The organism is Rhizobium sp. BK289 (genome assembly GCF_014193575.1).
GTDB classification, from domain to species: Bacteria; Pseudomonadota; Alphaproteobacteria; order Rhizobiales; family Rhizobiaceae; genus Rhizobium; species Rhizobium tropici_C.
In genome coordinates this window covers 16169-38621 of sequence record NZ_JACHZO010000021.1, presented here as the reverse complement: position 1 = coordinate 38621, position 22453 = coordinate 16169, and the positions used below count along the sequence as shown (strand labels likewise).

Annotated in this window: 24 protein-coding genes and 1 tRNA gene; 13 read left to right on the top strand and 12 right to left on the bottom strand. The window is 60.7% G+C overall.

The features are described 5' to 3' along the window. Positions 1-114: 114 nt before the first annotated feature. Positions 115-567, bottom strand: a complete 453-nt coding sequence (locus tag FHT84_RS28660) for a helix-turn-helix domain-containing protein (RefSeq protein ID WP_113250911.1) — start codon at positions 565-567, stop codon at positions 115-117. Positions 568-677: 110 nt separating this feature from the next. On the opposite strand from FHT84_RS28660, the gene FHT84_RS28655 reads away from it, so the two are divergent. Next, a complete protein-coding gene (locus FHT84_RS28655; RefSeq protein WP_183765452.1) occupies positions 678-1976 on the top strand; it encodes an MFS transporter in 1299 nt (432 codons plus the stop codon). Positions 1977-1987: 11 nt separating this feature from the next. Here the strand turns inward: FHT84_RS28655 and FHT84_RS28650 are convergent, their stop codons facing one another. Continuing rightward, entirely contained in the window at positions 1988-2872 is an 885-nt protein-coding gene (locus tag FHT84_RS28650) for a LysR family transcriptional regulator (protein WP_281411515.1), read from the bottom strand. Between the two features lie 128 nt (positions 2873-3000). On the opposite strand from FHT84_RS28650, the gene attM reads away from it, so the two are divergent. Beyond that, the gene (gene attM, locus FHT84_RS28645; protein WP_183765449.1) at positions 3001-3792 is read left to right on the top strand and encodes an N-acyl homoserine lactonase AttM; all 792 of its coding nucleotides are present in this window, start codon (positions 3001-3003) and stop codon (positions 3790-3792) included. Positions 3793-3891: 99 nt separating this feature from the next. Here attM and FHT84_RS28640 read toward each other — a convergent pair whose 3' ends face one another. Continuing rightward, the gene (locus FHT84_RS28640) at positions 3892-4725 is read right to left on the bottom strand and encodes a helix-turn-helix transcriptional regulator (RefSeq protein WP_113250915.1); all 834 of its coding nucleotides are present in this window, start codon (positions 4723-4725) and stop codon (positions 3892-3894) included. 93 nt (positions 4726-4818) lie between these two features. Here FHT84_RS28640 and FHT84_RS28635 point away from each other — a divergent pair, with 93 nt between their 5' ends. After that, positions 4819-5715, top strand: coding sequence for an SDR family oxidoreductase (locus tag FHT84_RS28635; RefSeq protein WP_113250916.1), 897 nt, complete (start codon positions 4819-4821; stop codon positions 5713-5715). A gap of 124 nt (positions 5716-5839) precedes the next feature. Here the strand turns inward: FHT84_RS28635 and FHT84_RS28630 are convergent, their stop codons facing one another. Further along, on the bottom strand, positions 5840-6466 hold the full coding sequence (locus tag FHT84_RS28630; protein ID WP_183765446.1) for a TetR/AcrR family transcriptional regulator: 627 nt from the start codon (positions 6464-6466) through the stop codon (positions 5840-5842). Between the two features lie 218 nt (positions 6467-6684). Here FHT84_RS28630 and FHT84_RS28625 point away from each other — a divergent pair, with 218 nt between their 5' ends. After that, on the top strand, positions 6685-8229 hold the full coding sequence (locus FHT84_RS28625; protein ID WP_183765442.1) for an FAD-dependent monooxygenase: 1545 nt from the start codon (positions 6685-6687) through the stop codon (positions 8227-8229). A 120-nt stretch (positions 8230-8349) separates the two neighbouring features. Here FHT84_RS28625 and FHT84_RS28620 read toward each other — a convergent pair. Next, a tRNA-Ser gene (locus FHT84_RS28620) sits at positions 8350-8439 on the bottom strand. Between the two features lie 234 nt (positions 8440-8673). Between FHT84_RS28620 and FHT84_RS28615 the strand changes: the two genes are divergently transcribed. Further along, entirely contained in the window at positions 8674-8991 is a 318-nt protein-coding gene (locus FHT84_RS28615; RefSeq protein ID WP_183765439.1) for a hypothetical protein, read from the top strand. Positions 8992-9024: 33 nt separating this feature from the next. Here FHT84_RS28615 and FHT84_RS28610 read toward each other — a convergent pair whose 3' ends face one another. Continuing rightward, positions 9025-9303 carry a hypothetical protein gene (locus tag FHT84_RS28610; protein ID WP_183765436.1) on the bottom strand — a complete coding sequence of 93 codons (279 nt, stop codon included), beginning with the start codon at positions 9301-9303 and terminating at the stop codon, positions 9025-9027. Positions 9304-9362: 59 nt separating this feature from the next. On the opposite strand from FHT84_RS28610, the gene FHT84_RS28605 reads away from it, so the two are divergent. The 8 genes from FHT84_RS28605 to deoA all read left to right on the top strand — a co-directional run bounded on the left by FHT84_RS28605 (position 9363) and on the right by deoA (position 17323). Beyond that, positions 9363-10358: a BMP family ABC transporter substrate-binding protein gene (locus FHT84_RS28605; RefSeq protein WP_112341859.1), complete on the top strand. Its 996-nt coding sequence runs from the start codon at positions 9363-9365 to the stop codon at positions 10356-10358. 80 nt (positions 10359-10438) lie between these two features. Continuing rightward, complete coding sequence (locus FHT84_RS28600) at positions 10439-11950, top strand: ABC transporter ATP-binding protein (protein ID WP_112341860.1); 1512 nt, start codon at positions 10439-10441, stop codon at positions 11948-11950. Positions 11951-11957: 7 nt separating this feature from the next. Continuing rightward, on the top strand, positions 11958-13061 hold the full coding sequence (locus tag FHT84_RS28595; protein WP_112341861.1) for an ABC transporter permease: 1104 nt from the start codon (positions 11958-11960) through the stop codon (positions 13059-13061). 10 nt (positions 13062-13071) lie between these two features. After that, positions 13072-14043: an ABC transporter permease gene (locus tag FHT84_RS28590; RefSeq protein ID WP_113250935.1), complete on the top strand. Its 972-nt coding sequence runs from the start codon at positions 13072-13074 to the stop codon at positions 14041-14043. Between the two features lie 3 nt (positions 14044-14046). Next, positions 14047-14439: a cytidine deaminase gene (locus FHT84_RS28585; RefSeq protein ID WP_183765433.1), complete on the top strand. Its 393-nt coding sequence runs from the start codon at positions 14047-14049 to the stop codon at positions 14437-14439. Continuing rightward, positions 14436-15242 carry a purine-nucleoside phosphorylase gene (locus tag FHT84_RS28580; protein ID WP_113250936.1) on the top strand — a complete coding sequence of 269 codons (807 nt, stop codon included), beginning with the start codon at positions 14436-14438 and terminating at the stop codon, positions 15240-15242. The genes FHT84_RS28585 and FHT84_RS28580 overlap by 4 nt, the downstream gene beginning before the upstream one ends. Then, a complete protein-coding gene (gene deoC, locus FHT84_RS28575) occupies positions 15239-16012 on the top strand; it encodes a deoxyribose-phosphate aldolase (RefSeq protein WP_183765430.1) in 774 nt (257 codons plus the stop codon). The genes FHT84_RS28580 and deoC overlap by 4 nt, the downstream gene beginning before the upstream one ends. Positions 16013-16015: 3 nt before the next feature. Further along, positions 16016-17323: a thymidine phosphorylase gene (gene deoA / locus FHT84_RS28570; protein WP_183765427.1), complete on the top strand. Its 1308-nt coding sequence runs from the start codon at positions 16016-16018 to the stop codon at positions 17321-17323. 51 nt (positions 17324-17374) lie between these two features. On the opposite strand, the gene FHT84_RS28565 is transcribed toward deoA, so the two are convergent. The 6 genes from FHT84_RS28565 to FHT84_RS28540 form a co-directional block, all read right to left on the bottom strand. After that, entirely contained in the window at positions 17375-17899 is a 525-nt protein-coding gene (locus FHT84_RS28565; protein ID WP_183765425.1) for a TIGR02281 family clan AA aspartic protease, read from the bottom strand. A 125-nt stretch (positions 17900-18024) separates the two neighbouring features. Next, positions 18025-18654, bottom strand: coding sequence for a uracil phosphoribosyltransferase (upp, locus tag FHT84_RS28560; RefSeq protein ID WP_015338410.1), 630 nt, complete (start codon positions 18652-18654; stop codon positions 18025-18027). Positions 18655-18775: 121 nt separating this feature from the next. Beyond that, positions 18776-19744 (bottom strand): adenosine deaminase, encoded by a 969-nt coding sequence (locus FHT84_RS28555; protein WP_113250940.1) that lies wholly within the window; start codon positions 19742-19744, stop codon positions 18776-18778. After that, positions 19741-20961, bottom strand: coding sequence for a phosphopentomutase (locus FHT84_RS28550; RefSeq protein ID WP_183765422.1), 1221 nt, complete (start codon positions 20959-20961; stop codon positions 19741-19743). Before FHT84_RS28550 ends, FHT84_RS28555 begins: the two co-directional genes overlap by 4 nt. Positions 20962-21097: 136 nt before the next feature. Next, positions 21098-21670, bottom strand: coding sequence for a TadE/TadG family type IV pilus assembly protein (locus FHT84_RS28545; RefSeq protein ID WP_183765529.1), 573 nt, complete (start codon positions 21668-21670; stop codon positions 21098-21100). A gap of 14 nt (positions 21671-21684) precedes the next feature. Next, a complete protein-coding gene (locus FHT84_RS28540; protein ID WP_145644350.1) occupies positions 21685-22320 on the bottom strand; it encodes a TadE/TadG family type IV pilus assembly protein in 636 nt (211 codons plus the stop codon). Between the last annotated feature and the right edge of the window lie 133 nt (positions 22321-22453).

The following is a 22453-nucleotide window of genomic DNA, read 5'->3' as shown; positions in this document are numbered from 1 at the left end:
TGCGGCTTTGGCCTCGCGGGCAACGGAATGGTCGCTCGGCGACGAGATCGGGATCTGCGCCTCTGCGCAGGAGGTTCGTTTCAAAGAGAGGGCTTGGCCGCGGCCCTGCCTCGTCTATTCCCCTTCCGGCACCTTCAAGATAATTGTTTCGTCCGGGCCGATGGATCTGCCGTCCTGCGCCCGGATATCGAGCTGCACCGGCTGTCCGGTGGCGCGATCCACCAGCAGCGAATGTTCCTCGGCCGGCGCAAAGAGATGGCGCTCGCCGAACTTCCGTAACGCCACCATGACCGGGAAGAGATCCTTTCCCATCGCTGTCAGGTGATATTCCATGCGTGTGCCGCCTTCGCTTGTTGGTACAAGCTCCAGTATGCCGCTTGCGACGAGCGTTCGCAGGCGTTCGGTTAAAATGTTCTTGGCGATGCCGAGACTCTTCTGAAATTCGCCGAAGCGCGTCAGTCCGTCGAAGGCGTCGCGTACGATCAGGAGCGACCACCAGTCGCCGATCACGTCGAGCGACCGCGCACTCGGGCAGTAATTGCCTTTAAAACTTTTTCGCGCGACCATCGGCTTAGCCTTCTCGGTTTTTTACTTGCAAGAATGGTTGCATTATTAAACCAAACAATGTTACTCGATATTTGGTTTCATTATTAAACCGAAGAATCGGGAGTTTTGCAATGACGATCGATCATGACGCGCCGCCGGCGGGCAGCACGAAGGACGTTGCGCGCCGTCGTTTCCCGCGAGATTATTTAACGGAGGGTACCGAATATTCCGGAAAAACCAATTCGCAGCTAACACGAGCGACAATTTTCCTCTTTGCTGTCGCGAGCGGCCTTGCTGTGGCTAACGCTTATTTCGCCCATCCGCTTCTCGATGTCATGGCCGATGATCTCAAGCTGTCGCGCACGGCTGCCGGCCTGATCGTCGGCGCCACGCAGCTCGGTTATGGCCTCGGCCTCATCCTGCTGGTGCCGCTCGGCGATCTCGTCGACCGGTGCAAGCTCATCATCGTGCAATCGCTGCTGAGCGTTGCGGCGCTCCTCTGCGTCGGCTTCTCCTCTAGTGCCGCAATGCTGCTCGCTTCCATGGCTGCGGTCGGCTTTCTGGCCGTGGTCACACAGGTGCTCGTTGCCTATGCGGCGAGCCTGGCGCATCCCGCCGAGCGCGGCCATATCGTCGGCATGGTCACGAGCGGCATCGTGCTCGGCATCCTGCTGGCGCGCAGCGTCGCGGGAACGCTGACTGATCTCTCCGGTTGGCGGACCGTCTACATCGTCTCGGCCGTGCTGACGACGGTGATAGCGCTTCTTCTTTGGCGCGCGCTGCCGCGACAGGACAAGCCGAGAAGCGGACTCTCCTATGTCGGCCTCATCCGCTCGCTGGGCGCTCTACTGATTGAAGAACCGGTCCTGCGTATCCGCGCCGTGATCGCCATGCTGATCTTCGCCAATATCACCACGTTGCTCGCTCCTCTGGTGCTGCCGCTGACCGCTCCGCCTTATTCGCTGTCCCACACCGAAGTCGGCCTGTTCGGTCTTGCCGGCGCGGCAGGCGCACTCGGCGCCATAAGGGCAGGGCGCTGGGCCGACCGTGGCCATGGCCAGCGCACGACGGGCATCGCACTGGTAGTCATGTTTCTTGCCTGGTTGCCGATTTCGATGCTGGACCGTTCGATCCTCTGGCTGATTCTCGGTGTCCTCGTCATCGATTTCGGCTTGCAGGCGGTGCACGTCACCAATCAGGGCATGATCTATCGCGTCAGGCCCGATGCCCAGAACAGGCTGACCGCCGCCTATATGATCTTCTACTCCATCGGCAGCGCTGCGGGATCATCAACATCGACGATCATCTACGCTCATGCCCGCTGGCCGGGCGTCTGCCTCTCCGGCGCAGCGATAAGCCTCGCAACGCTGCTCTTCTGGGCGCTGACCTTGCGGGCAACGCCAAAAGTGGCGACCCAGAGCGTCAGGTAGCTTTCCAACGCTCAGGCTTGCTTGATCAGAATCCTCGGCAACTGTTCTTCCAGCAGGGAGAGAACCGCTCGAATCCGCGGCGGAAAGGGCCTTGTCGCCGGATAGAGCGCGTTGAGATCGAAGCCCGGCACGATAAAGCCGGGCAGCAGACGGATCAGCCTGCCATCGGCGAGATCCTCTGCACAAACCGGCTCCTGCAGGACACCGATGCCGGCTCCATCCAGCAGCAGGCGGTGCAGCGGCCGCCAATGGCTGGTGCTCAAGGCGATATCGACGGTGGCAAGTTCGGTCTGTCCGTTCGGATAGATCAACGGAATCCGGCCGTTGTTGAACAGGCCGGAGACCCGCAGGAAGGGGTGGTCGGCAAGTTCGTCGGGTATCGCCGGTGTCCCATGCTCATTGAGATAGGCAGGCGATGCCACCAGGACGCGGCCGACATGGCCGAGCTTGCGGGCAATGAAGCTGCCCCCGCCGAGATCCCCCAGGCGCAGCGAAATGTCGACGCCTTCCGTCACCGGATCGACGATCCTGTCGTTGAGGATCAGCTCGATCTTGAGCAACGTATGGCGCTTGCGCATCTGCAGTAGGATCGACGGCAAAATGACCTCGCCGACTCCGTGCGGTGCTGCGATCCTCAGCATGCCGCGGAGCGACTGATCGCCATCCACGACGGTCAGCGCATCGTCGGCACTTTCGAGCACCTGCTTGCTGCGCTCATAAAAGGCGGCACCTACATCGGTGACGGAAAGCTTGCGGGTGTTTCTGAGCAATAGCCGCGCACCGAGATATTGCTCCAGCCGATCAATCCGCTCGCTGACGGCAGGCTGCCCCATGCCAAGATCGCGGGCAGCGGCCGACATGCTGCCCCTTTCCACGACTCTGACATAGACACGCATCGCCACCAACAGATCCATGAAGGTCAATATATCGGCACAGCCGATAAATGAAAGCGGATGATGCCGTCTACCCGACGTGCCTCTGATCGCCGAAAACTGCACGCAATCGAAAATCAGAGGTCAGGCTCATGGGCAATATCAGGCTTTACATGTTTCAATCGGGCACGCAGCGCTGCAAGGCCCACGACATCAGGATGAATCTGGGTGGCGACGCCGATTACGAAATTCCGGTTCCCTGGTTTCTGCTGATGCATCCGAAGGGTAATGTCGTCATCGATGGCGGACTGGCGGCGGAAGGTCTGGCCGATCCGCGCGGCTATTGGGGCGATGCGGTCGACAGCTATCAGCCCTTCATGACCGAGGAACAGGGATGCGTTGCGCAGCTGGCGAAGCTCGGTCTATACGGCGAGGACATCCGTTTCGTTGCGCTGTCCCACTTGCATTCCGATCACAGCGGCGCTATCGGCCGTTTCCCGAACGCGACCCATATCGTCCAGCGTCGCGAATATGACTACGCCTTTGCGCCGGACTGGTTCGCCGCCGGTGCCTATATCCGCCGTGATTTCGATCGCCCCGGCTTGAAGTGGCACTTCCTGGACGGCGATGCGATTGACGGTTACGATCTCTACGGCGACGGCGTGCTGCGGATGGTCTTCACGCCGGGCCACAGTATCGGCCACCAATCCTTCCTGGTGCGGCTGCCGACCTCGGGCGCGATACTATTGACCATCGATGCCGCCTATACGCTCGATCACTGGAACGAAGAGGCGCTCCCCGGCTTCATGGCGTCCGCCGTCGACACGGTGCGATCCGTCGGCAAGCTGCGCGCGCTTGCCGAACAGACCAAGGCCATGGTGGTCACCGGGCATGATCCCGAGGCATGGCCTCGGTTCAAGCAGGCTCCGAACTATTACGATTGAAGGCGCAGTCGGCTTCGCCGTGAAGGGCAGCGATGTTGGATGGCGTCAGGCATCCGTGGAATAACAAGCGTGCGCATGCTTGCAACAAACATCTTCGCGCTAGAGTTTGGGCAGCAGCGATCTGATCCGCTCGGCATCGTCAGGCGTTGCCGGATTGTAGACGATCATGCTGAGATCCGTCCGGCCGTCGACCGAAAAGGCCGAATACTCGAATGCCAGCGGGCCGAGGATGGGATGGCGTATATGTTTGACGGCTTCGGTATGGGTGCCAGGAACGTCATTTTCGCGCCACATGGCCCTGAATTCAGGGCTGATGCGGCAAAGTTCTGCCACGAAAGGCTCTATCTCACTCGATGCGCCCGCGCGCGCCGCATCGACACGGAATGCGCCCAGGGCGAAACGGGCGACGCTTTCCCAATCATATTGCACGGCGCGCGCACGCGGATCGAGAAAGATATAGCGCAGAATATTGCGTTCTTCCGGCGGCAGCGATCCGTAATCGATCAGCATCACTGGCGCTGCCCGGTTCCAGGCGATGACGTCCCAGGTGGCGGTCCGGATAATAGCGGGGCTCGGCTCCAGCGCATCGAGCACGCGCTGCAGCCGCGGCGTAACGCCATCATTTTTGCGGTAACGCGCTTCTGGCGGACGCCCAAGGCCAAGCAGGAATAGGTGCTCGCGCTCCACTTCCGTCAGCATCAGCGCGCGGGCGATCCGGTCGAGCACGTCGGCGGAAGGCGCACCGCCACGGCCCTGCTCTAGCCACGTGTACCAGGTCGGGCTGATATTGGCGCGCTGCGCCACTTCCTCGCGCCGAAGCCCGGGCGTGCGTCGCCGGTCGCCGGCAAATCCCAGGGCGGATGGGTCGAGTTTCGCGCGGCGGTCCCTCAGATAGGTCCCGAGCACATTTTCGGTTTCGATAAGATCGGTCATGCTGTTAGTGTCTTTACTATGATAAGGTCACTACTTTACCAGAATAAACGATGGGCACAGATTTGTCTCCGACGAAAAAAGGAGACAGTGCTTATGCGTGTATTCGTTACCGGCGCGACTGGAAATGTCGGCTCGAATGTCGTCAGGGAATTGATCGGTGCGGGCCATCAGGTGCTTGGCCTTTCACGTTCCCAGGAAAAGGCCGTAGCGCTTGCCGCCGCGGGCGCGGAAGTTCTTCACGGCACGATCGAGGATGCGGAAATCCTGAAACGCGGCGCCTCGCAATCGGATGGCGTCATCCATCTTGCCTTCAACCACGACTTCTCGAGATTCGCGCAGAATTGCGAAGATGACCGACGCGTCATCGCAACGCTTACCTCGGCGCTCACCGGCTCGGCTCGGCCGCTGGTCATTACATCAGGCACGCCGATCGCCAACACGGTGCCGGGCGAGCCCGCCAAGGAGGACAATCCGATCGTCCACTCCGACAGGCATCCGCGTGCCGCCACCGAGGAGGCGGGGATATTGGCCAGCGAAATCGGCGTCAATGTCTCATTCGTGCGGCTGCCGCAGGTGCATGATCCGGTCAGCCAGGGGCTCATTACTCCCCTGATCGAAATATTCAGGCAAAAGGGCGCCTGCGCCTATGTCGGAGACGGGCTCAATCGCTGGCCAGCGGCCCATTTTTCCGATGTCGCTCGCCTTTATCGCCTCGTCGTCGAACGCGCCGAACCGAATGCCAGATATCATGCGGTTGCCGAGGAAGGCGTGCCGATGCGCGATATCGCCGAGACGATCGGCCGGCGCCTGAAGCTGCCGGTCAAATCCATCGACAAGGCGGAGGCGCAGGACTATTTCGGCTGGCTCTCTATGTTCACCACGTACGACATGCCGGCCTCCAGCGCCAAGACCCGACAGAAACTGGGTTGGGAACCCAACGGCCCGACGCTGCTTCAGGATCTTGCCGAGCTGCAGGTTTCCGCGGCTTGATGTTGATGCTGTCTGCCACGATCTGAAGATGGCCGATGGCCTGACGGACCACGCATTCGAAAACCCGGCCGATCCTTCAGCCGGGTTTTCGTCGATTTCAGACTGCGACCGGAAATTTCCAGGGTCAGATATAGGGCGTCCCGACAAGCGCGGCGTTGATGCCGATAAAGCCGCGGTCGATGATGTCTAGCAGGGCGGCTTCGGGCTTTCCATTCTCGCGAAAGACACGCAGTGCCTCGCCATAGGCGGCCACCAGCGTCGCCATCAGCATTGCGCCCGCGAGATGTGCATCCGCATCGGAGCGCGGCCGTCCCACCGCATCGGATAGAATTCTCGAGAGATCGTCGGCAAGTGTCACCTGCAGCCCGCGCGCATGCGCCGTCAGCGTCGGGCTCTCTGCGACCATGCGCCAGAACTGGATGGGCCGTTCTGTAATCCTGAACAGGGGATGCTGTGCTTCCACCAGTTCCCGCATCAGCGCCTGGAAGGCGCGGACTGGTGGCACGCGGCCGCGATCGGCAATTGCCTTCTGCACCAGTTCCCGCACTTCGTCCTCGCGATCGAAGACGAGATCCTCCTTGCGGCGGAAGTAGTTGAACACAGTCTTCCTGGCGACTTCCGCTTCGTCAGCGATGTCGGTGACGGAAACCTTGTCGAAGCCACGTTCGACGAACAGGCGCGTTGCGACGTTGGAGATCGCCTGACGCGTCATCTCCTTCTTGCGGTCCCGGAGTTTGATTCGGTTTGACATAAAGATAATTATACCATAAGTAAACTTATACTGAGTGTAAAAATTTCACTACCATGACGAAATTCGTGAAATCGGCACGGGTTTTATCGCCGTTCTTGTGACCGGACCGTCACCTGCCCGAATGGGTGCGCATTTTCCAACAACTCGCGCCGGCTGAGACTGCCCAAAGCCGGAATGTCTGACGCCCTTGCAGCGCCGTTCGCTTGAGGAGTTCTGCCTTGATTTATGATGCTCTGATTGCCGGCGGTGGACCCGTCGGCTTATTTCTCGCCTGCGAGCTGCGTCTCGCCGGTCTCTCCGTATTGGTGCTGGAGCAGGCCGAGGATCCGCGCTCGCCCTTGAAGCGCCTTCCCTTCGGCATGCGCGGCCTTTCCTCCCCAACCATCGAAGCCTTCTATCGTCGCGGCCTGCTAGACGATGTCGCTGCGCCCAAACCCGCAAAGGACGGTTCGGGCGATCGTGCCTCGCCTGCTGCGCACTGGATGCACCAGCCGCGTCGGCCGGGCGGCCATTTCGCCGGCATCCAGTTCTTTTGCGATAAAATCGACGCCTCCAAGTGGCCCTATCGTCTGCCGAGCCCGGCTGGCACCAGCATGATGGTCGAGATGGAAGCCCTTGAAGCTGTCCTCGCCGCTCGCGCCGAGGCGATGGGGGTCGAAATCAAGCGCGGTTTCGGCGTCGAGGAGTTGGATCAGTTCGACGGGGACGTCACTGTTCGAGCCGGCGGCGAGACCTTTCGCGGATCCTGGCTCGTCGGCTGCGACGGCGGCCGCAGCACCGTCCGCAAGGCCGGCGGCTTCGAATTCGTCGGCACCGATCCCGAATTCACCGGCTATTCCGCCGAGATCGAGATGGCGGACCCTGACAAGCTTCGTCCCGGCCGCCATTACACCGCGATGGGCATGTACACCTATACGCCGCCCGGGACGATCACGATGGTCGACTTCGATGGCGGTGCCTTCCACCGGACCCAGCCGATTACGCTTGAGCATGTGCAGAAGGTGCTGCGCCGCATCTCCGTCACCGACGCCACTCTAACGGCGCTCAAGCTTGCCACCACGTGGACGGACCGCGCCTACCACGCGACGGCTTACCGTAAAGGGCGAGTCTTGCTCGCCGGCGATGCCGCACACATCCATTCCCCTCTGGGCGGTCAGGGCCTTAACCTCGGGCTCGGCGATGCGATGAATCTGGGATGGAAGCTTGCCGCGACCATCCGCGGCGAAGCGCCGGACGGCCTGCTCGATACCTATTCGAGCGAGCGGCATCCGATCGGAGCCCAGGTGCTCGACTGGTCGCGCGCGCAGGTCGGGCTCATGCGGCCAAGCCGGAGTTCACGCGCGCTTGAAGCCATCATCCGCGATCTGATCGATACGCGCGACGGCGCCACCTATTTCGCCGAACGCGTCTGGGGCATTTCCCTCCGCTACGAACTTGGCGGCAGCCACCCGCTCGTCGGCCGCAGCGCTCCTGATTTCGAATTGGCCGACGGCAGAAGGCTCGGCGATCTCCTGAGAGCGGGTAGGGGCCTGCTGCTGTATTTCGATGCCTGCGCACCGTTCGAGGCGCTGGCAAGCCGCTGGGCAGACCGGATCACCTATATCGCCAGCGACGCCAAGGATCGGCTCGGCTTGAGCGCCCTGCTCGTCCGGCCGGACGGTGTCGTCGCCTGGGCTGGCGAAACTGCTCCCAATCCAGAAGACGTCGCCCGGGCGGCATCGCAATGGTTCGGCGAACCCGGCAAGGAGCCTGCATCTGTCTGAGGAGAGCGGTGTCTGATTGAAGCATAAGACAAGGCTGTGCGGCGGCCAGAGGCTGCAGCCTCGCGTTTATGTCTTGGGGACAGACTGCGACCTATGTCTTCGGTATGGACACAAGGAAAATGGCGGACAGGGAGGGATTCGAACCCTCGGTACGCTTTCACGTACACACGCGTTCCAGGCGTGCGCCTTAAACCACTCGGCCACCTGTCCTTTGGCGTTTCGCACCCGGTCAGGAAGCAAATCGTCGGAACGGCCGCGATATATACCGATGAATTCCCGGCAATCAACCCGAATCTGACAGATTTTTGACTTGTCGGCGCAAAACTCTGCATCTCATCCCCATTGCGCTTATTTCGCGGTCAACTTATCTAAGAAAGAGACGAGGCGGCGTAAGACTGGCTGGCCTGAAAAGGCTGGGCGTAGTTGAGTATCCGGAGGAGGTTCATGCGTTTCCTGTTGCGTTTTGCCAGCCTTGTTGCGCTTGTGGTGGCGGTCATCGCCGGCACCATCGATTCCATTCAATCCGTTGCTGCTTCCACTGTCGTGCTGACCCCGATGGGCGACGCATGGAACGATGTCAGCCCTTCGTCGCTGGCAAGCGTTCGCTCGGCAATTGCCTATTACCTCCATCCCCGCTTCTACGATCTGGCGATGCAGTGGCTGCTGTTTCAGCCGGCTTTCGCCGTCTTCCTGGTCCTCTCGCTGCTGCTGTGGATGGTCGCCTACAAGCGCCGGCCGGCCGCCGGCCGCTTCAGCGCATGAGGGGATCGAGAGGCGGTCTTCGGCCTGTGCCATTCAGGGAATTCGGCATTGTCTGAGGGTGTTCGGCAACGGGCCGATAGCATCGTCGCAAGGGGCAAAGTTCGCGATTGCGCAGCGCCGGATTGCCATCCTTCTGATCAATAAAATTGCAGTTTCAGGCCGAAATTGTTTAAAAAACGGGTCGTTTGGATCGGATTTCACCAATTCCCACAAATCTTTACCAACTGAAAAATTTCTCGTGAATTTTTCGTGCAGCCATGCAAGGATGCGCGCCAGCTTGGCCTCGGGGGAGGCCGGCAGTTCCGCAGACATGCCCGGTCAACGGGCTTGCGGGAGGACCCAACAAGATAGAAACAATAGGGCTGCAACTCATGAAAAAATCCCTTTTGACCCTTTTCGCACTGGCTGCCATGTCGGCAACGGCGCTTGCGGCCGATATCAAGCCGGCAATCGTCTATGGAACCGGCGGCAAGTTCGACAAGTCCTTCAATGAGGCTGCCTATAACGGCGCCGAAAAGTTCAAGAAGGAAACCGGTATCGCTTATCGCGACTTCGAGCCGACGGGTGACACCCAGGGCGAACAGGCACTGCGCAACTTCGCCAGCAAGGGCTTCAATCCGGTCATCGCCGTCTCCTTCGCCTGGACCTCCGCGCTTCAGAAGGTTGCTGCCGAATATCCGAAGACCCAATTCGTCCTGATCGACGACAGCCTCGACCTGCCGAACGTCCGCTCGGTCAAGTTCAAGGAAAACGAAGGCTCCTATCTCGCTGGCGTCATGGCCGCCATGGCTTCGAAGACCGGCAAGGTCGGCTTTGTCGGCGGCATGGATATCCCGCTGATCCGCAAGTTCGAATGCGGCTATGAACTGGGTGCCCGCGCCACCAACGCGAAGATCGAAGTCTTCCAGAACATGACCGGTACCACGGGTGCGGCCTGGAATGACCCGGTTCGCGGCGGCGAACTCACCAAGAACCAGATCGACCAGGGCGCTGATGTCGTTTACGCTGCTGCCGGCGCTACCGGTCTCGGCGTGCTGCAGACGGCTGCCGACAACAAGAAGCTCTCAATCGGCGTCGACAGCAACCAGAACTACCTGCATCCGGGCTCCGTTCTGACCTCCGTCGTCAAGCGCGTCGATCTCGCAGTCTACAATGCCTTCAGCGATGCCAAGAACGGCAAGTTCACGCCCGGCACCCAGGAGCTTGGCCTGAAGGAAGATGGCGTGGGCGTTGCCATGGATGACAACAACAAGCCGCTCGTCACCCCGGAAATCAAGGCTGCCGTCGACAAGGCAAAGGCTGATATCGTTGCTGGTACCGTCAAGGTCCACGACTACACGACCGACAACGCCTGCCCGAAGAGCTGATATGAAACAAGGGCGTATGACGTAGCAAACCGTCATACGCCCTTTTCTTATCCGGAATCCGGTTTCTGGAGCCCCCTATAGTGAGCCAATCACCCGCCATCGAACTCGTGGGCATCGACAAAAAGTTCGGTGCCGTTCACGCAAACAAAGATATCAACCTGACCGTTGCCAAAGGCTCGATCCACGGGATCATCGGCGAAAACGGAGCAGGGAAATCGACACTAATGTCGATCATCTACGGTTTTTATCATGCCGACGCCGGCGAGATCCGCGTCAACGGCACGCCAATCTCGATCCGCGACAGCCAGACGGCGATATCGGCCGGCATCGGCATGGTGCACCAGCACTTCATGCTGGTCGATAATTTCACCGTCCTCGAAAACGTCATGCTGGGCGCCGAAGGCGGCGCATTGCTTGCCAAGGGCGTCGCCTCCGCGCGCGCCGAACTCAACCGGCTGGAGAAGGATTACGGCCTCGAGGTCGATCCGGACGCGCTCATCGAAGAGCTGCCCGTCGGCCAGCAGCAGCGCGTCGAGATCCTGAAGGCAATGTATCGGGGCGCCGAGATCCTCATCCTCGATGAACCCACCGGCGTTCTGACACCTGCCGAAGCCGACAATCTGTTTCGTATTCTCCGGGTCCTGCGCGACCAGGGCAAGACGATCATCCTGATCACCCATAAGCTGCGCGAAATCATGGCGATCACCGATACGGTGTCGGTCATGCGCCGCGGCGAGATGGTGGCGACCCGCAAGACGGCGGAAACCACCGTCGAGGAACTGGCCGAGCTGATGGTCGGCCGCCGCGTGTTGCTGCGCGTCGAAAAGGGCGCTCCCAATCCCGGCGAAATCCTGCTCTCGGTGCGCAATCTCACCGTCAAGGACGGCCGCGGCGTCACCATGGTCGACAATGTCTCCTTCGATGTCCGCGCCGGCGAGATCGTCGGCATTGCCGGCGTCGCCGGCAACGGCCAGTCCGAATTGCTGGAGGCGATCGCCGGTATCCGCAAGCCGGCCTCAGGCGAGATCCTTCTGCACGGCAAGCCGATCGGCAATGCCGATCCTGCTGCACTGCGCGACCTGGGCCTTGCCCATATTCCGGAAGATCGCCATCACATGGGCCTCGTCCTCAAGTTCGAGGAATATGAGAACTCGATGCTCGGCTACCACCGCGACAGCAAATACGGACGCGGTGGCATGCTCGATCTCGATGCCATGCGCAAGGATGCGATCGAAAAGATCGAGAAATACGATATCCGCCCGCCAAACGCCCGGCTGAAGACCGCTAATTTCTCCGGCGGTAACCAGCAGAAGATCGTCGTCGCCCGCGAGATCGAGCGCGATCCGAAGGCGCTGCTGATCGGCCAGCCGACGCGCGGCGTCGATATCGGCGCCATCGAATTCATCCATCGCCGCATCATCGAGATGCGCGATGCTGGCAAGGCGATCCTGCTGGTATCGGTGGAGCTGGATGAGATCCGCGCGCTTTCGGACCGTATCCTCGTCATGTTCGCCGGCCATATCGTCGGTGAGAAGTCGGCTGAAGCCGGTGAACAAACACTCGGCCTGATGATGGCCGGCATTGCCGCGTGAGGCGTATATGAGCACGGCTTCCGTTCCGCTCCCCAATTGGATTACCTACGGCCTGATCCCCCTTCTCAATCTGATCGTCGCTTTCCTGATCTCGGGCCTTGTCGTCTGGTTCATCGGCGAGAGCCCGCTCGATGCGCTTGTCCTGCTTCTGCAGGGTGCGCTCGGCAGCGGCGAGGGCATCGGCTTCACCCTCTATTATGCCACGAGCTTCATCTTCACCGGCCTTTCGGTCGCCGTTGCCATTCATGCCGGTCTGTTCAACATCGGCTCGGAAGGCCAGGCCTATGTCGGCGGTCTCGGCTGTGCTCTCGTGGCGCTGGCGCTCGACAACTATGTGCCCTGGTACGTGACGATGCCGTTTGCGGTCATCGGTGCGGCGATCTTCGGGGCTCTCTGGGCCTTCATCCCGGCCTGGCTGCAGGCCAAGCGCGGCAGCCACGTCGTCATCACGACAATCATGTTCAACTTCATCGCGTCGGCGATGATGAATTTCCTGCTGGTGCATGTGCTGATCGTGCCGGGCAAGATGGCGCCTGAAACCCGTACCTTCCTGGCGGGCGGTCAGTTGCCCAAGCTCGATTGGCTGATGGACGTTTTCGGCTCGACCATCGGTGCCGCTCCGCTCAACGTGTCCTTCCTGATCGCGCTGGTGATGTGCTTCCTCGTCTGGGTGCTCGTCTGGCGCACCAAGCTCGGCTATGAGATGCGCACGCTCGGCTTGAGCCCGACGGCCGCGGTTTATGCCGGCATTCCCTATGCCCGCACCGTCATCATCGCCATGCTGATTTCGGGCGGCCTCGCCGGCATGATGGCGCTCAATCCGGTCATGGGCGCGTCCGCGCGCTTGCAGGTGGAGTTCGTGCTCGGTGCTGGCTTCGTCGGCATCGCCGTATCGCTGATGGGACGCAACCATCCGCTCGGCATCATCCTGGCGGCAATCCTGTTCGGCATTCTCTATCAAGGTGGCGATGCGCTGTCCTTCGATATGCCGAACATCACGCGCGACATGATCGTGGTGATCCAGGGCCTCGTCATCCTGTTTGCCGGTGCACTTGAATATATGTTCCGGCCGGCACTCGTGCGCATCTACCAGACATTCGCCAGGGCGTGAGGATCAGACCATGGAATATTACGATCTTCTCATCAGCATTCTTGGCTCGACCATCCGCCTGTCGATCCCGCTGATCTTCACCGCGCTTGCCGGCCTCTTTTCCGAGCGCGCCGGCATCTTCGATATCGGCCTCGAGGGCAAGATGCTGGCTTCCGCCTTTGCGGCCGCCTGCGTCGCCTCGATCAGCGGCTCGCCCTGGGCCGGCCTCGGCGCCGGTATCGTCGTCTCGGTCATTCTCGGTCTGCTGCATGGCTTCGCATCGATCACCAATCGCGGCAACCAGATCGTCTCGGGTGTTGCGATCAACTTCCTGACGGCCGGCTTGACCATCGTTCTCGGTCAGGCCTGGTTCGGGCAGGGCGGCCGTACGCCGACCTTGCCCGGCACGGCTCGTTTTTCCGGCATTACCCTTCCCGGTGTCGATGCCATCCGCGATATTCCGTTCATCGGGCCGCTCTATGCCAATGTCATCTCCGGCAACAATATCCTGACCTATCTCGCCTTCCTTACCGTGCCGATTTCCTGGTGGATTCTCTATCGCACCCGCTTCGGTCTGCGGCTGCGTGCTGTCGGTGAAAATCCCGGCGCCGTCGATACCGCCGGCATATCGGTCGAATGGCTGCGCTATCGTTCGCTGATCGTGGCCGGCATTCTCTGCGGCTTCTCCGGTACCTATCTCGCCATCGCCCAGTCGGCCGCCTTCATCAACAACATGTCGGCGGGCAAGGGTTATATCGCTCTCGCGGCGCTGATCTTTGCCAAGTGGAAGCCGGTGCCGGTCATGTTCACCTGCTTGCTCTTCGGCTTCCTCGATGCCTTCGCCAATTTCATGCAGGGCAAGGCGGTTCCGGGCATCGGCGAGGTGCCGGTGCAGATTTTCCAGGCGCTGCCCTATATCCTCACCTGCATCCTGCTTGCAGGCTTTATCGGCGTCGCCAAGCCCCCGAAGGCCGGTGGCGTGCCCTATACCAAGGAGCGCTGAACCATGTCGCATGATCTGTTCGAGGCCGCACGCGGAGCGATGGCCTTTGCGCATGCTCCCTATTCCAAATTCCCCGTCGGCGCGGCAATCCGTGCTGAGGACGGCAAGATCTATACTGGCGCCAATATCGAGAACCTATCTTTCCCGCAGGGCTGGTGCGCCGAACCGACAGCGATCAGCCAGATGATCATGGGCGGCGCCAAGAAGATCGTCGAGATCGCCGTCATCGCCGAGAAGCTGCCGCTCTGCCCGCCCTGCGGCGGCTGCCGCCAGAAGATTGCCGAATTTGCCAGCAAGGAGACACGCATCTATCTTTGCGACGAAACCGGTGTGAAGAAGACCATGACCATGGACGAGATGCTCCCCTTCAGCTTTGAAACCGAGATACTCGGATGAGCGCGGCCGTCGAGATCCTCACCGAAAAGCTCGGCGATCTGAAGCCGCGCTACGGCATCATTCTCGGCTCCGGCCTGGGCGCTCTCGTCGATCAGGTCACTGACGCCCTGCGAATCCCCTATGCCGACCTACCCGGCTTTCCGGTCAGCGCCGTCTCCGGCCATGCCGGCACGCTGGTCGCGGGCAAGCTCGGTGATGTGCCTGTCGTCATGCTGTCCGGCCGGGTGCATTACTACGAAAAGGGCGATGCCAATGCCATGCGCGCGCCGATCGAGACCCTGAAGGCCCTCGGCGTCGACACGCTGATCCTGACGAATTCGGCCGGATCGCTGCGGGAAGAAATGCCGCCGGGGTCGGTGATGCAGATCACCGATCACATCAACTATTCCGGTATGAACCCGCTGATCGGCGAAGAGAGCGACAGGCGTTTCGTCGGCATGACGAGCGCCTATGATACAGACCTCATCATGCGCATGCGCAAGGCGGCGGAAAAGGCCGAGATCAAGCTGTCGCACGGCGTCTACATGTGGTTTTCCGGACCGAGCTTCGAAACGCCGGCAGAAATCCGCATGGCGCGCATCCTGGGTGCCGATGCCGTCGGTATGTCGACGGTGCCGGAAGTCATCCTGGCGCGTCTTTTCGGTTTGAGGGTTGCCGCTGCCTCCGTCATCACTAACTATGGTGCTGGCATGACCGGCGGAGAACTCTCGCATGAGGAGACGAAAGACATGGCTCCGGTCGGCGGCGCACGCCTTGCCGCCATTTTGAAAGAAATGATCGCTGACGAAGGAGATCCACAATGACGGGCCATTCCCTCAGAGAAACGGCAGCTGTTGCGCTTTCCCTTCTCGATCTCACCAATCTCAAGGATGACTGCACGCCGGCGCAGATCGAGGCACTCTGCGCCCGTGCGCAATCGCCTTATGGCAATACGGCCGCCATCTGCATCTGGCCGCGTTTTGTCGCGCAGGCGCGTGGCATTCTCGGAACCGATCATGTCGTGAAGATCGCGACCGTCGTGAATTTCCCCGGTGGCGATATGGAGGTGGCCGATGTTGCTGCCGAAGCGCGCGAAGCGATTGCCGATGGTGCCGACGAAATTGACCTGGTCATTCCCTATCACGCGTTTCTGGCGGGTAATGAGCGGGCCGTCACCGAGATGGTTGCCGCTGTGCGAGCCGAATGCAAGGGACCAATTCTCCTGAAGACCATTCTCGAAACCGGCGAAATCAAGGATAGCGCGCTGATCCGGCGTGCCTCCGAACTGGCGATCGAGGCTGGCTCCGATTTCATCAAGACCTCGACGGGCAAGGTTGCTGTCAATGCAACGCTTGAGGCTGCCGATATCATGCTGAGGGCAATCCGTGCCAGCGGCCGCAAGGTCGGCTTCAAGCCGGCGGGTGGCATCGGCTCCGTTGCCGACGCAGCGCTTTATTTGAGCCTTGCCGAAACCATCCTGACACCCGATTGGGCCATGCCCTCGACTTTCCGCTTCGGTGCATCGAGCCTCCTCGATGATATTCTGAACGTGCTGGCCGGCGGAGAGTCCAAGGTGGCTTCGTCGGGCTACTGATCCATGATCCCGCAGGAGATCATCCGGCAGAAGCGCAACGGCGCCACTCTTTCGCCCGCCGATATCGACGCATTTATCGGCGCGTTGGGCCGTGGCGAACTGGCCGAAAGCCAGATCGGCGCCTTCGCCATGGCCGTCTGGTTTCGCGGCATGACGCGGGAAGAAACGGTGGCGCTGACGCTCGCCATGGCCCGCTCCGGCGATACGCTCTCCTGGGACGGCATCGGCAGGCCGGTCGCCGACAAGCACTCGACGGGCGGCGTCGGTGACAATGTCTCGCTGATGCTCGCACCCATCGCCGCCGCCTGCGGCCTCGCCGTGCCGATGATCTCGGGCCGCGGTCTCGGCCACACCGGCGGCACGCTCGACAAGCTGGAATCCATTTCCGGCTATGGAATTACCCCGGATGCCGCCCGTTTTCGCAAGGTGGTCGAAGAAGTCGGCTGCGCCATCATCGGCCAGACCGGCGCGCTGGCGCCCGCCGACGGCAAGCTCTATGCGGTGCGCGATGTCACCGCGACCGTCGATTCCGTACCGTTGATTACCGCCTCCATCCTGTCGAAGAAACTGGCGGCCGGGCTGGAAACGCTGGTGCTCGACGTCAAGATCGGCAGCGGCGCCTTCATGACTTCGCAGGAAGAGGCCGAGACGCTGGCGCGCTCGCTGGTGGAGGTGGCGAATGGTGGTGGGGTGAAGACTTCGGCTCTGATTACCGACATGAACCAGCCTCTGGCCGATGCAGCCGGCAACGTGGTCGAGCTTCGCAACTGCCTGGATTTCCTGAAGGGCAATAAGGCGGGCACGCGGCTCGAAACGGTCGTGCTGGCCTTCGCATCCGAAATGCTGATGCAGGCCGGCATTGCTGCGAACGTTGCCGAGGCGGAGGGCAGGGCGCGCGAGGCTTTGGCATCCGGCAAGGCGGCGGACATCTTCGGCCGCATGGTGCACGCGCTAGGCGGCCCCGAGGATCTGCTTGAACATCCAGATCGCCATTTGGTGAGCGCGCCGGTACGGAAGCCGGTTCTCGCCGCTGCCGACGGCTGGCTTGGCGGCTGCGATGCGCGGGGGATCGGCGTGAGCGTAATCGACCTCGGCGGCGGCCGCCGTCGCCCGCAGGACAAGATCGATCATCGCGTCGGCTTCAGCGATATCCTGCCCCTCGGCACGAAAGTGAGCAAAGGCGACCGTATCGCGACTGTTCACGCGGCGGATGAGGCCAGCGCGGAGAAGGCTGTCGCCGATCTCTCAGCCAATTATCGCCTCGTCGACGAAGCACCGGCTGCGTCACCCATTATCATCGGCAGGATCTGACGACGACAGCGCCACGGGTGCAGTCGGCGGCTTTGCATGGACCTAGACCACTTACCGCTTCAACAGCAAATTGCCGTTCTGGACTCCATAGGAGTTCAGTTTCTTCATGAAGCTCATGCCGATCAGCGTCGTACCGAGCGCACCGTCCTTTGCCACCACGGCATCGACATCGCGGACCCGGATCGTGCCGATCTCCAGACGGTCAAGTTTGACATGGGCGACCTTAGAGGTGCCGTTCGCGGTTTGGATCGGGTAGCGATAATCGAGATCGGCGCTGCTGAAGCCAAGGCTGCGCGCAGTGCTTTCGTTCATCGCGACATAGGTTGCGCCGGTATCGATCATCCCGTGCACGGACCGGCCATTGATCGTGAAATCACCCTCATAGTGTCCGCCGGCATTGGCACGCAGCTGGACGCTGCCATAGGAAACAGGAATCTCGGCTTTCGGCGGCGCCAGCGAGACCGCTTCGACAGGCACAGGCCTTGCGGCGTGCTCGTTATAGCTATCCACCAGCATTGGCACCTGGGTTGCCGCAACAGCAATGATACCGGCAATGATAAGAACGCGAACGAGCATCGGCAAGGCCCCTCCTGCGGGCCATGCCATCTATAAGCCAAGTATGCTGAAAGGACGCTAAAGCAATCAATAAAAAGCCCGGCAGTTGAATAACGGCCGGGCCTTATAAGAGTATAGCAGCAGATTTACTTCGTGCCGTACATGCGGTCGCCGGCATCGCCGAGGCCGGGCACGATATAGCCCTTCTCGTTCAGATGGCTGTCGATCGCAGCGGTAAAGACCGGGACGTCCGGATGCGCCTTGCGGAAATTGGCGATGCCTTCGGGAGCCGCCAGCAGGCACAGGAAGCGGATATTGTGCGCGCCGCGCTCTTTCAGCTTTTCGATTGCGGCAATCGAGGAATTGCCTGTTGCCAGCATCGGATCGACGACGATAATCAAGCGCTCTGAGATATCCTCGGGCGCCTTGAAGTAATATTCGACCGGCTGGAGCGTTTCGTGATCGCGGTAGACGCCGATATGCGAGACGCGGGCCGAGGGAACGAGATCGAGCATGCCTTCGAGCAGGCCGTTGCCGGCGCGCAGGATCGAGGCGAAGACCAGCTTCTTGCCTTCGAGGATCGGCGCATCCATCGGCTGCAGCGGCGTTTCGATGGTCTCGATCGTCAGTTCGAGGTCGCGCGTCACCTCGTAACAGAGCAGCGTCGAAATCTCGCGCAGCAGCCGGCGGAAGCTTCCCGTTGACGTGTCCTTCTTGCGCATGATTGTGAGCTTGTGCTGCACAAGCGGGTGATCGATGACAGTGACGCCGTCCATGGTTTCAGCCTTCCAGTAATTCCGTGATATGAGATGGTTCTTTCACGGAAATCGCCTCTGGTGCAAGAAAATAGGCCGCTTTTGGAGATTTCATCCCCAATATGGGGCCTTAACTGCGCATTTAGAGCTTCGCAAGCAATGCCGTCCGCGTCGCTTCGTCCACGAAGGCCGCCTCGATCGCCGTGCGTGTCATCGCATCGATCTCGTCATCGCTAAAGCCGAAAGCTGACGACGCCATCTCGTATTCGCGCTTCAGCGACGTATGGAAGAAGGGCGGGTCGTCGGAGCTGATCGTGACCTTCACGCCGGCGTCGCGCAACTTACGCAGCGGATGCGACTGGAAATCCGGGAAGACGTTGAGTGCGACGTTGGAGCCGGGGCAGACTTCCAGCACGGTGCCAAGATCGGCAAGGCGCTTGACGAGATCCATATCCTCAATGGCGCGCACGCCATGGCCGATACGCTGCGGGCGCACCAGATCCACCGCGTCGGCGACGCTAAATGCGCCGCAGACCTCGCCGGCATGAATGGTGATGCCGAGGCCCGCCTCACGCGCGATATCGAAGGCGCGGGCGTAATCGGCGACGTAGCCCATGCGCTCTTCGCCGGCCATATTGAAGCCTGTTATCAGCGGATTGTCGCTCTTGGCGGCATATTCTGCCGCCTTCACGACGCGCTCAGGCCCAAAGTGGCGTTCGCCGGTTACGATCAGCCGAGCCTCGATGCCGGTCTTTGCCTTGGCGGCACGGATGCCGGCCGAAACGCCGGCCATATAGGCGTCGGCGCCGAGGCCGATGCGGTCGCCATGGTCGGGCGAGACGATGAGCTCGCTATAGATGGTGCCGATGCCTGCAAGTTCTTCCAGATAGGTTTCCGTCAGTAGCGCATAGTCTTCCTCGGTGCGATAGACTTCGGAAACCTTGTCATAGCAGACGAGGAATTCGGCAAAGTCCTTCCAGAGGTAAATACCGTCTTTGAGGAAGGCGCTGGTGTCGACTCCGTATTTTTCCGCTTGTGCGAGCGTCAATGCAGGTGGGGCGGCGCCCTCCAGATGGCAGTGCAGCTCCACTTTCTTCAAATGCGATGTCAAAGGAAACTCCTCCCATGCGGCCCTGCCGCAATGCCCAGATGTTGCGCAACCGTCTCGCCGATATCGGCATAGGTCTGGCGGATACCGATGGAACGGGATCGAATGCCCGGCCCATAAGCCATGACGGGCACGCGCTCGCGCGTGTGATCGGTGCCGCGCCAAGTCGGGTCGCAGCCATGATCAGCCGTCAGAATGACGAGATCGCCGGCCTTCAGCTTCTCGTGAACCTCAGGCAGCCGTGCATCGAAGGCTTCGAGTGCTGCGGCATAGCCCGGCACGTCGCGGCGATGGCCGTAGACCATGTCGAAATCGACGAAATTGGTGAAGACCAGATCGCCGTCCTCAGCTTCGTCCATGGCCTTCAGCGTCGCATCCATCAGCGCCATGTTGCCATTGGCCTTGATGATCCTGGAGACGCCCTGATGGGCAAAGATATCGCCGATCTTGCCTACGGCATGCACCGTGCGTTCGGCCTTGACTAGACGGTCGAGCAACGTCGGCTCCGGCGGCAGAACGGAAAAGTCGCGGCGGTTGCCGGTACGCTCGAACGTGGCTGCGGTCTCGCCGACAAAGGGGCGGGCGATGACACGGCCGATATTGTAGGAATCGAGCAGCGTGCGCACGATCTTGCAGAGGCCGATCAGCCGGTCGAGGCCGAAATGGTGCTCATGCGCGGCGATCTGAAAGACGGAATCGGACGAGGTGTAGCAGATGGGCTTGCCGCTGCGGATGTGTTCTTCACCGAGCTTTGCAATGATATCCGTGCCCGAGGCATGGCAGTTGCCGAGAATGCCCGGCAGGTCGGCCGCCTCGCAGATGGCTTTCACCAGCTCTGGCGGGAAGGCATCGCCCACTGCCGGAAAATACCCCCAATCGAACATGACGGGCGTTCCGGCGATCTCCCAATGGCCTGACGGCGTGTCCTTGCCGCGGGAGACTTCGCTGGCGCAGCCGTAGAGACCATAGAGCTTTTCCGGCAGCGGCATGCCAGCGGGGTAGCTGCCCGTTGCCGCCTTGGCGATCTCCATGAGGCCGAGGCCGGACATATTGGGCAATACCAGCGGTCCCTGGCGCAAACCTTCGCGGTCGGCAGCGCCCGCCGCGCAGAATTCGGCGATATGGCCGAGCGTATCCGCGCCTTCATCGCCGTAGCTTGCCGCATCCGGGCCGCCGCCGACGCCGAAAGAATCCAGAACGAAGAGAAAGGCGCGCGCCATACATCACCCGATAAGAATGTCGTCGCCCCGGAGGAGGTCTTCCGGGACATTGGACGTCACCCATATAACGGAGGCATCGAGTTGGCAATTTTCTGTTTGGAATGGTCCGCCGGGGCCTCGTCTCGATGAGAGGCGCTCAGCAATCGCTGCAGCTGATCGAATTGCCGACGCGCTGACGATAGTAATATTGCCGGCTGATGGTGATCTGGTTCGTGCCGCTCGGCAGGAAATTGGTACCGAAACTGATGAGCTGGTAGGGAAGGGAAAGCTCGCTGCGGACCAGAAAGGTGCTTGCCTGGTTCATGTTGGCCGGCACGGTGATGACCGTGCCGGAAGAATAGGGGGTCGTCCCGTCCTGTGCCCAGGACCATGCCACCGTTGCCTTGCCTGTCGCGTCGATCGCAATGCCGGTGATCTTCAACGTCATGCCGGTCGTGGCGTAGGGCGCGAAGATCGCACCAGCGACAGAGGGCATGGTGGCAAGCACCGATTTGGTAACGCTCGACTGCTGCGAGACGATATCGGCGATCGATCCCGCCGAGCGGCTCGCGCGCTTGGAGACATTGAGCCCGACGGTGAGCTCGAAGGCGCCGAGGTAAAGCATCAGTAAAACGGGAAAAAGGATGGCGAATTCGATCGCACCGACGCCGCGCTCATCGCGGGCAAAGCGCCGCAGAATGCCCGACGACATCGTATCCTTTTCGATCATGGTCGCAGGGCGGCTCACGGATAGTTCTCGTTCTGGAAGGCGGCGGTCGCGACGATGAGATAGACTGAGGCCGAGCCATCGGTTGGGCGGACATTTGTAAGATAGGGGCGCAGCAGATCCGTAATGACCTGCCAGCGGTAATAGGCGCGTACCATGTTGAGCGACTTGGCGCCGCCGGGCGCGAAAGTAAAACCCGAAGTATTGAGATCGGAATAGGGATCGGTCGACGACTTCCGAGGGATCGTCGTCGGCATGGATGCGAAGCTCGAATAGCTCTCCACATCGAGATAGAGGTTTGCCGGCGTCTGCAGTTCGGATGCGGAGCAGGTGATGAGCACGGCAATCTCGTTGCAGAATGCCTGACGGAACTGCTGTGACGTCGTATAGGAGGTCTTGTTGGGATCGGCTGTGATCTGCCCGGTTCTGATCTGACGCGCCAGGGTGTCGACGGCGTTTGAAACGACCTGTTCGGCGGTAAAGGCGACGAAGGTTTCGATAATGGCAAAGACGATCAGGAAATAGGGAATGGCAAGCATGGCGAATTCGATGGCCGCGGCGCCATCCCGAGAACGCAGCAATTCTCGCAAGCCGCTTCGGGCGCGTGGCCTGGCAGGGGCTATATTGGTAAGAAAAGCGTTATCTGGTGTCATGGGAAATCCGCGGCGAATTATATGCCGAGGACAGTAGAATTGCTTTCTTGATAATCCGTTTCTCTTCTCTATTCATATTTAGAGGAAGCCGGGATTATTACTTGTAACGCAATCCTTCGAAAGTACTTTCGAA